Here is a 9,632-nt window from a genome sequence, read left to right as displayed (position 1 = left end):
CAACAGTATCGTTGAAGTGGTTATCTAGGCTATCTTCGTCTTTAATTACCGCTGCTGAACCGCCTTCTGCTGCTACCGTGTGCGAACGCATTGGGTAAACTTTAGAAATCAGTGCTACTTCCAATTCAGGATTAGCTTCAGCTGCTGCAATTGCTGTACGAAGACCAGCGCCGCCTGCGCCGATGACTGCGATATCTGTGGTAATTGTCTTCACAGTTATTCTCCAGTGTGATGCGGAGTATTCCGCTTGTTATTATAAAAAGCATTTAGAGAGTACTTAAACGGCATCAACCGTTTATCACCCCTAAGCCTTAAGTGGTAGGTTCAGTGTAAGAGAGGAAGGTATTCGAAAAGTTGATGCATTTGGGTTTTTAGGTCGGTAGTGCATATGGAGGCATAGAAATTATAGGTTATGTGACTGCAATCACGGCAATGAATTGTTGATAACGATTAGCCCACAAGACTTGTGTTAACGGCTTGTTGAGTATGATTTTTGTTATCAATGTGGATGTGAAAGCTGTATTGATAATTGTATTGTAGAACGTAATTTTCTGGCTTCATTAAAGCAACATTTTGCTTCCATCTATAGAAAGATAGAAGCTTACAAAAGAGGCGAAAGGTGGTAATTTCCGTCGCCTAGAATTCAGTAATATGGAACTTAATAATGCACTCAACATGGCAACCAGCCGCAACCATTAAGCAGTTAAAGCAACGTGCTGATATCCTTAATCAAATCCGTCAGTTCTTTGCTGAGCGAAACGTGATGGAAGTGGATACGCCTGCGATGAGCCACGCCACGGTGACGGACGTGCATTTGCATACTTTCAAAACTGAATTCGTAGGGCCGGGTTATGCGCACGGTCAGCCACTGTTCTTTATGACTAGCCCTGAGTTTCATATGAAACGTCTATTAGCGGCGGGCAGTGGCTGTATTTATCAAATTTGTAAGTCTTTCCGGAATGAAGAAAATGGCCGTTACCACAACCCTGAGTTCACCATGCTGGAGTGGTATCGCGTTGGCTTTGATCATCATGACCTGATGGATGAAATGGATTTGCTGTTACAGCAGGTACTTAAATCGAGTTCAGCACAGCGAATGACTTACCAACAAGCCTTTATCGACGTGTTAGGTGTGTGTCCACTGGAAGATTCGATGGATACGCTAAAGCAAGCTGCTGCGAAACTTGGGCTCAGCGATATAGCTGACCCTGAAGAAGATCGTGATACGCTATTGCAGCTTCTTTTCAGTATTGGGGTGGAAGCAAAGATTGGCCAACAGGTGCCAGCCTTTGTTTATGACTTCCCAGCCTCACAAGCGGCATTAGCTAAGATTAACCCGAAAGATTCGCGAGTAGCCGATCGCTTTGAGGTGTATTTCAAAGGTATCGAGCTAGCTAACGGCTTTCATGAGTTAGATAAACCACAAGAACAACTGCAGCGTTTTGAAGATGATAATGCCAAGCGTATTGATATGGGCTTATCACCTCAACCGATTGATTATCACTTGATTGAGGCATTAAAAGCGGGGTTACCAGATTGTGCGGGTGTTGCTTTAGGTATCGATAGGCTGATTATGCTGGCTTTGGGTTACGACCACATCGATGATGTGACCGCTTTCCCGTTCCCACGTTCTTAGCTTTTTGCTTTTTTACTGAGAGCTAATAGCTCTCAGTTTCCATCAGCTGACCAGAATACCAGTACCCACTACGGCAACAATGGCACCGATCCAAGCGTAGGCATTTGGTCTTTGTTTGGTGTATAGCCAAAGTATTGGTAACAACATGATAGGTGTGGTTGAAGATAACAGAGCGACCATGCCGACATTGCCTTCCTGCAACGCATACAAGATCAGCGTCATTCCCACCGCCATCGCTAAAAAGCCGTTAACTGCGGTAATCGCAAATATCTGACCATTCATCGGGTTGATTGCGCGTGATAGCTTGGCACCCGTTAAACGAAATGCGGAGTGGGCGACAAAGGCGGTGATCATCCGAATGGCAGAGGCGGCAACCGGGTCGATATTAGTTTGCATCACGGGTTTGGCAATAATACCGCCCAATGCTTGGCAGATTGCGGCCGTGATGCCCAGAGCAATACCAATCCACACGGTACCCTTGATGGTTTCAAGCTGGTTGTTTGCTTGGCCTCGACGACCAAAGAAGATTGCGGTTAATACGCCACTGAAAACCAAGGCCGAGCCAATAAGCTCGCCAGAGGTCATGCTCTCACTAAACAGGAAGTAACCGAGAATCGCAGAGAACACGGCGTGACAAGAGAACAGCAAGCCAGCTTGACGTGGGCCCATTCGGTTCAAACAGGCAAATAGGGCGGTATCGCCAATGAAGATACCAATCAGCCCAGATAGCATCATGGGTGTGACTAGGTCAGCTTCGACAGTTGACCAGCCACCCGTAAACCAAGCCATGCTCGATAAGATGACCGCAGTGCAGCCCATACGCCAGCGGCTATAGGCGAAAGAACCTAAGTGTTGAGCTGGCTTTACTGACATCAGGCTCGCGATGGCCCAAAGAAAAGCGGCAGCAAGAGCCAACCATTCGAACCCCATCGATTAACAGTCCTTGTGTCTGGGATAAATTAGCTCATCAATATGCATCAAACCGGACTGAGAACAAAGTGATTCTTATGAAAAGAGTCACTTTGCTTCAGTTATCGGTTTACGTCACCCGCCGCTCGGTGGTGAGGTTTAACTTTTGTTGCTTGAGATGAGCTATACCTTAAAACGCTCCACATCTCGGCGCATCGACTCGGCAGCGTTACTCATTTCATTTGAGCTATTGCGGCTGCTTTCAGCTTGTTGTGCAAGATCGTCGGAGGCATCTTTGATCCCTTGCGTATTACGGCTGATGTCTTCGCTTACTGCGCGTTGCTCTTCCGCAGCACTGGCTATTTGCAGCGCCATATCGTTGATTTCGGTGATGGCTTGCGTGATTTTAGAGAGGCTGCCATGAGCTTGCTCTGCGAAGCCAACGCTGTTCTCAGCCAGTTGAGTGCTGGTGGTCATGCTTTCAACGGCATGTTCGGTATTCTTCTGTAGCGTATCAATCATCACGCGGATTTCTTCGGTCGAGCCATGCGTTCGTTGGCTCAGTACTCGAACCTCGTCTGCAACAACCGCAAATCCACGACCTTGCTCACCCGCACGCGCCGCTTCAATCGCGGCGTTCAATGCCAACAGGTTGGTTTGTTCGGCAATGCCTTGAATGGTGGAGAGTATCTGATTGATGCTTTGCGCGTTGTTTTCCAGCTCTCGGATAACATTGGCAGCGTCTTCCACTTGGCTCGCAAGGCTAGTGATAGCGTCGCGGTTTTGTTGAATAACCTCTTGGCCATCGTTACAAGCGGTGGCTGACGCTTGAGAAGCGGATGCCGTGAGTTCGGCATGGCTAGCCACTTCAGCTGCCGTGGCTGACATCTCATGAATCGCGGTCGCTATTTGATTGATATCGTTTTGCTGATTCTCAACTCGAATGGATGATTGGGTCGCCAGTTGATTGGCTTTTTCTGCGTGATTATTTAAATCATGGCTGTGCTCGATAACGCCTTTCAACATGCTTTGCATCTGGCTTAAGAACTGGTTCACAAGTTCGGCTAGTTTGCCTATCTCATCCATACGCGTGATATCAATACGTTGAGTGAGGTCGCCTCTGCCTTGAGCCAGCTGAGTCAGCGCGTCAGACAAGGTTTGTAGTGGGGAAAGCAGGCGGTTGATCACCACTGTGCTCGCAATCGAAATGACGATATACAAAATCAAAGAAGTAAGAGCGATGAACTGAATCGCGTCAGATACTGCGGAAAACGCCATTTCCTTATCGATAACAATACCCAGTGACCAATCGGTATTCGGGACATTGGCAATGTAGACCATTTTATCCTCTTGGCCAGGCCAAGTTAGCGTAGTGATCATTTGGCCTTGGATCAGTTGTGACACTTTGTTGGCTGTTAGTTCCGGATTCAAACTGGTCAGTGGTTTCTGACTTAGCTCTTCATCACTGTAGGCAACGATGTTGTTGTTACCGTCAACTAAAAACGCAAAGCCATCGTTATCCAGTTTCACGTTGAGTACGGTGTCGATAATGCTGGTTACAGTTAGGTCTGCCGCGAGGACACCTTGTCTTTCACCGTTGAATGCTTTTGCAAAGCTGATGACAATGCTGCCGTCAAAGTCTTGATAAGGTTCAGTAATGACGAGGTCTGATGTTGCGTTGGCATCTTTATACCAAGGGCGGGTGCGTGGGTCGTAGCCTGCTGGCCAATCTTCACCTTTGTCGCCATACGCGATAGTGCCGTCGCTGAATCCGGCATAAACAGACAAGAATTGTCCAGCTTGTTTGGTGATTAGCAACTCGCGGTCAGAGTTACTGTTGCTTGAAATGGTCGGTTCATTAGCAAGCATCATATCGCTGCGAGTCGAGAGCCAATCGGCAATATAATTCGTCGTGCCAGCACTGACATTTCTCATTTCTTGGTTGATCGCGACTTCAGTTTTTTGAGTGAGCTGGGTAACTGATATCCAAGCTTGGGTACCACTCACGACGGCGATAATGATCGCAATGGCGATCTGAATTTTAAACTTAATAGTATGTCTCAAGGTCCATTCCTCTCTGATTAGACAAAACCTAACTACGTTGACGTACTTAATAATGAATTGATGTGTCTTTGATTGGCGTATAGTGCCGCTGTCTTAAGTTGAATGACTGTGTTTAAAATCATAAATTCTAAATATATTTACTCTGCTTTTTGTAAAACAGTGAAGTAATATCACAGTTACCTATTGATTGAAATGTCAGTTAATTGCTTGAGGTGGAGTGGTATAGATCGAAAAAAGCGCCAAATTTACATTCAGCGCTTTAGTTAGGATTAAAGGGGAGCGTTAACGCTTACTAGGTGATGATAAACAGGGCGAGGTAAACCATCAGCAAGCCCACAATACCTAAGATGATGCCCATCTTCGCCATGTCTTTGCTTTCGATAAGCCCGGTCGAGTAGGCCAGTGAGTTTGGTGGTGTCGATACGGGCAGAATCATGCCAAGTGACGCAGAGAAGGCGACCACAACCAGCAAGCCTTGCAGACCACCAATCGCAACTAGGCTTTCCATGGAAGCACCAATTGCAGCGGCTATCGGCATCAGCAAGTTGGCCGTCGCAGTGTTTGACATGAAGTTCGCCATTAACCAACACACGATAGACAATGTCAGTACCACAGCTGCAGGTGACAGCGATTCATAGTCAATTGCGTGTGCGAGTGCAGCGGCTAAGCCTGTTTTATCTAAGCCAATACCAATCGCAATACCACCTGCGACCAGCCACAACACATCCCAGTTAATCAGCTTGAGCTCTTCTTTACCCATGATGCCAGTGAGCGTAAACACAGCCAATGGAATGATAGACACGACATAGGTGTTCATGCCATGCAGTTTGGTGGTCATCCACAATAAGATTGTCGCAGCGAAGGTGATGTAAACCACAATCGCTCGCCAGCTCTTTCTAAATTGTCCATCGAGCTTGAGCACCATGTTTCTTTCTTTAGAAGGGAAGAGTTTTTGTAGAAGAAACCAAGCGATGGTGAGTTGGATGATCACAAAGGGTAAGCCCATCATCATCCAGCTGAGGAAGTCGATGGTATTTTCACCCGTTAGGTATTGCAGCGCGATGGCATTGGGCGGTGTACCTATTGGGGTTGCGATACCGCCAGTATTGGCAGCAATTGGAATACACAACACGAGCGCTTTGATACCCATATCGCCTTTTGGTGCAGATGCCACGATAGGGCCGAGCAGCGCAAGCATCATTACCGTCGTTGCGGTATTTGACATGAACATTGAGAACACGGCGGTGATCAGCATTAAGCCGAGCATAATGAAGCGCGGCTCTGTACCAAATGGTTTGAGAAGCACTCGAGCTAGGTTGTTATCGAGTTCGTACTTGGATGCGGATATCGCAAGAGCAAAGCCACCCATGAAAAGGATGATGATTGGTGATGAAAATGCACCGAAGATGTCGGTATATTTGATTAACTCACCGAGATCGTGCCCCGCTGGTGGATTTCTAAATAGGTGTAAACCTTTGTCAGATATCATCACCAGTTCAAGCGCAATGATCAAAATGGAAGTGGCGAATACCGGAACAGGTTCAAGCACCCACAGCAGGGCTGCTAATAAGAATATCGCCAACAGGCGGTGTTGAATCAGCGTGAGATCATCGATTGGTATTGAATCTATCGGCATGAATAACACGCCTAAGGGAATCGCAAAACAAATCAACAGCTTGACCAGAACGCCAACATTGAGTTTAGGCATGTACAAAAACCCTATAAATAAAATATCTTCAAATAGAGTAAGTTATCTGGATTTCTGGTACTTGGAGACGGGTTGGAAAATCAAAAAGTTGTTTAAGGTTTCGACAGTTGTTTTGTTTTTGGTCAATCTTTTATCTGGGCAATTAGAGACAAGAGTGAGAAGCAGCAGGTGGCTGGGCAGGGTTTGAAAGATTGAGTTGTTAGAGCTTGAGTAGCAAATGAATCGGTAGAGTTAAGAAAAAGGCGCGTTCTTCTCTGAAATAGAAAAAGTAACGCGCCTTGAAAGCTTAAATGAGTTAACTCAAATTGTTAAGCTTGGTCAGTGTTCTCAGCAGAATCGGTAACAACATCGTCATTTGCTTGCGCTTCTTTGCCAGCAATGTGCGCGAAAGGTGTACCAAGAACCGTTTTCTCGCCATTTTGCATAGTGTCGTCAAACTTGATCGCATCTTTAGCGAACAGGTTGATAACGGTTGAACCAAGCTTAAAGCGGCCCATCTCTTCGCCTTTCTTCAAGATGATTGCTTTGTCACCTTGTGCAGGGTAATCCCATTTGTAAACCGAGTTACCACGAGGTGGGGTGATGGTACCTGCCCATACTTGCTCAATGCTACCTACGATCGTTGCGCCAACCAGCACTTGTGCCATTGGGCCAAATTCCGTATCGAAGATACAAACGACACGCTCATTACGTGCGAATAGGTTTGGAACGTTTTCTGCCGTTAACGGGTTAACTGAGAAAAGGTCACCTGGAACGTAGATCATCTGGCGCAGTGTGCCGTCGCATGGCATGTGCACGCGGTGGTAATCACTTGGAGACAGGTAAAGCGTTGCGAATTCACCGTCTTTAAATTCATCCGCTAGCGCAGCATCACCACCCAATAGCTCGCGAGCTGAGTAGTTATGGCCTTTCGCTTGAATCAGTTGACCGTCAGTAATTGGGCCAAATTGGCTCACACGTGCATCTGCAGGGTGAACAATAACAGACTCACCTTCAGCGATAGGACGCATGCCTTCTTTCAATTCACGCACGAAGAATTCATTGAATGTTTTAAAGTGTTTTGGATCGCTATGCAGAGCTTCATCCATGTTCACTTTGTATTGCTTGATGAACCAGTTGATGATCGCTGTCGTTAAGCCGCCCGCTTTAGCAGACGCAAGTTTGCCGACTAGGCGAGTTAATCCATGTTGTGGAATCCAGTACTGCAATCCAACTTTAATCTTATCCATTGTATTAATTTTCCAATGCTAATTGTTTTTCAATTAAATCTGTCGATGACGGTTTAGGGCGCGAGATGTTACTTAAATTCGCGCCAATTGTCAGTAAATGCACACATTTGTTCACAAAAACGCGATTAGAGATCGGCTTTTTTGTTGCGTGAATACTGACGGTTATCTTTGTTACTCGCCATGCTTTCAATGATGCGGTGGTAGTTGTCGAAACGTAATCGACTGATCTTTCCGTTTTCTACCGCTTCGCGCAGGATGCAGCCTGGGTCATCAATGTGTTTACAGTCACGGAACTTACAACCGCCAAGGTAAGGCTTGAACTCGATAAAGGCTTCAGTGATTTCGTCGGCCTCTAGGTGCCATAGGCCGAATTCACGCACTCCTGGTGAATCAATCAGATCACCACCAGAAGGGAAGTGGTATAAACGAGCTGCCGTGGTTGTGTGCTGACCAAGACCTGAGTTCTCAGAGACTTCGCCTTCTTCAATGTCTAGCGTAGGCATTAATGCATTCACTAGGCTTGATTTACCCACACCCGATTGACCAACAAAGATGTTGATACGGTCTTTGAGTTCAGCTTCCAGCTCTTTGATGCCGTAGCCAGACTCTTTACTCACGAACATCACTTTATAGCCGATCTTCTCGTACTCTTTAAGTGTTTCACGGTATTCAGCAATCTGCTCATCAGTCAGTAGATCGACCTTGTTCAGTACAACAAGCGGCGCGATGTTTACCGTTTCTGAAGCAATTAGGTAACGGTCGATAATATTAAGTGATAGCTCTGGTAGCACAGCCGATACGATAACCATTTGGTCGACGTTCGCAGCTACTGGCTTTAGGCCATCGTAGTAATCAGGGCGAGTCAGCATTGAAGTTCTCGGCTCAACCGCTTCCACAACGCCAGAAATACCGGCCATTGATTCTAAGCCTGCGCGCCAAGTCACTCGGTCACCAGAAACTAAAGTCTCGATACTACGGCGTAAGTTACAACGATGAACTTCGTTAGTTTCAAGATCTTCGATATCAGCATGTTGGCCAAAGCGCGTAATCACGAGTCCGCTTTTGGTTCCGCCAAGCATGTTCTCATCCCATTGGATAGAATCTTCTTTCTTGAGTCGCTTGTTCTGGTTGCTACGTACACGACGTACTTGACCTTTGGTTAACTTCTTTTTTTTAGCCACAATTTTTCACTTAACACATCTAACTTGATGATTGGGGACTCAAACAGGATGTTGCTGGTACCACGTGATTTCAATGGTCCTAAAGCTAGTTTGAGTATAGTTATTTGGGTATAGTACCTCTTTTACACATAAACAAATAGGCGACGCCTTATGTCCTTTAGCGATCAGAACCTTATTTGGGTTGATCTAGAGATGACAGGACTTGATCCTGAAACTCATAAAATCATTGAAATTGCTACTATCGTTACTGATAGTGAGCTTAACATCCTGGCTGAAGGACCTGTTTTGGCTATTCACCAACCTCAGAGTGAATTGGACAAGATGGACGAGTGGTGCACAACGACTCACACCGGCAGCGGTCTAGTGAAGCGAATCCAAGAAAGCACGGTTTCAGAGCAAGATGCCATTCAACAAACGATTGAGTTTCTTGAAAAGTGGGTACCAAAAGGTAAGTCTCCAATCTGTGGTAATAGCATCGGTCAAGATCGCCGTTTCCTATACAAACACATGCCTGAATTGGAAGAGTACTTCCACTACCGTTATGTTGATGTAAGCACGCTGAAAGAGCTGACTCGTCGTTGGAAGCCTGAAGTGTTAGACGGTTTTTCAAAGTCAGGAAGTCACCTCGCATTGGATGATATTCGAGAGTCGATCGCAGAGCTGCAGTACTACCGAAAAACGATTATTAACATCTAGTCGGATAAAATGATCACGTTTATCTAACTTTTCAGGGACATAAGAGCTAATTTTTTTGCAAATCTGTGTGCTTTTACAGCAGTTGAGTAAAAAGTTTCGTAATTTTGCATTAAGGACTTGCATCACAAAAAAATGCTCTTATAATTCGCAGCCCTGAACGGCGAAAGACGTTTTCAGATTGCGATACTAGCTCAGTTGGTAGAGCGCAA

Annotated in this window: 8 protein-coding genes; 2 read left to right on the top strand and 6 right to left on the bottom strand. The window is 46.0% G+C overall.

From position 1 onward, the window contains the following. Positions 1-214, bottom strand: a 214-nt coding sequence (locus tag A142_RS07020; protein ID WP_019821806.1) for an FAD-binding protein, incomplete at its 3' end; no start/stop codon positions are given. Between the two features lie 450 nt (positions 215-664). On the opposite strand from A142_RS07020, the gene epmA reads away from it, so the two are divergent. Then, positions 665-1,636: an elongation factor P--(R)-beta-lysine ligase gene (epmA, locus tag A142_RS07015; protein WP_019821804.1), complete on the top strand. Its 972-nt coding sequence runs from the start codon at positions 665-667 to the stop codon at positions 1,634-1,636. Positions 1,637-1,678: 42 nt separating this feature from the next. Here epmA and A142_RS07010 read toward each other — a convergent pair whose 3' ends face one another. The 5 genes from A142_RS07010 to rsgA form a co-directional block, all read right to left on the bottom strand. Further along, positions 1,679-2,566 (bottom strand): DMT family transporter, encoded by an 888-nt coding sequence (locus tag A142_RS07010; RefSeq protein WP_029405417.1) that lies wholly within the window; start codon positions 2,564-2,566, stop codon positions 1,679-1,681. Positions 2,567-2,728: 162 nt separating this feature from the next. Continuing rightward, complete coding sequence (locus A142_RS07005) at positions 2,729-4,609, bottom strand: methyl-accepting chemotaxis protein (protein WP_019821802.1); 1,881 nt, start codon at positions 4,607-4,609, stop codon at positions 2,729-2,731. 292 nt (positions 4,610-4,901) lie between these two features. Then, a complete protein-coding gene (locus A142_RS07000) occupies positions 4,902-6,317 on the bottom strand; it encodes an SLC13 family permease (protein WP_017061303.1) in 1,416 nt (471 codons plus the stop codon). Between the two features lie 308 nt (positions 6,318-6,625). Next, the gene (gene asd / locus A142_RS06990; protein WP_017063172.1) at positions 6,626-7,546 is read right to left on the bottom strand and encodes an archaetidylserine decarboxylase; all 921 of its coding nucleotides are present in this window, start codon (positions 7,544-7,546) and stop codon (positions 6,626-6,628) included. A gap of 125 nt (positions 7,547-7,671) precedes the next feature. Then, positions 7,672-8,727: a small ribosomal subunit biogenesis GTPase RsgA gene (rsgA, locus tag A142_RS06985; protein WP_017061306.1), complete on the bottom strand. Its 1,056-nt coding sequence runs from the start codon at positions 8,725-8,727 to the stop codon at positions 7,672-7,674. 150 nt (positions 8,728-8,877) lie between these two features. Between rsgA and orn the strand changes: the two genes are divergently transcribed. After that, a complete protein-coding gene (gene orn / locus A142_RS06980) occupies positions 8,878-9,423 on the top strand; it encodes an oligoribonuclease (protein WP_010434065.1) in 546 nt (181 codons plus the stop codon). The last annotated feature ends 209 nt before the right edge of the window (positions 9,424-9,632 follow it).

The sequence above is a fragment of the Vibrio splendidus 12E03 genome, assembly GCF_000272105.2.
GTDB classification, from domain to species: Bacteria; Pseudomonadota; Gammaproteobacteria; order Enterobacterales; family Vibrionaceae; genus Vibrio; species Vibrio splendidus_I.
This window is presented reverse-complemented; position numbering and strand designations above follow the sequence as displayed.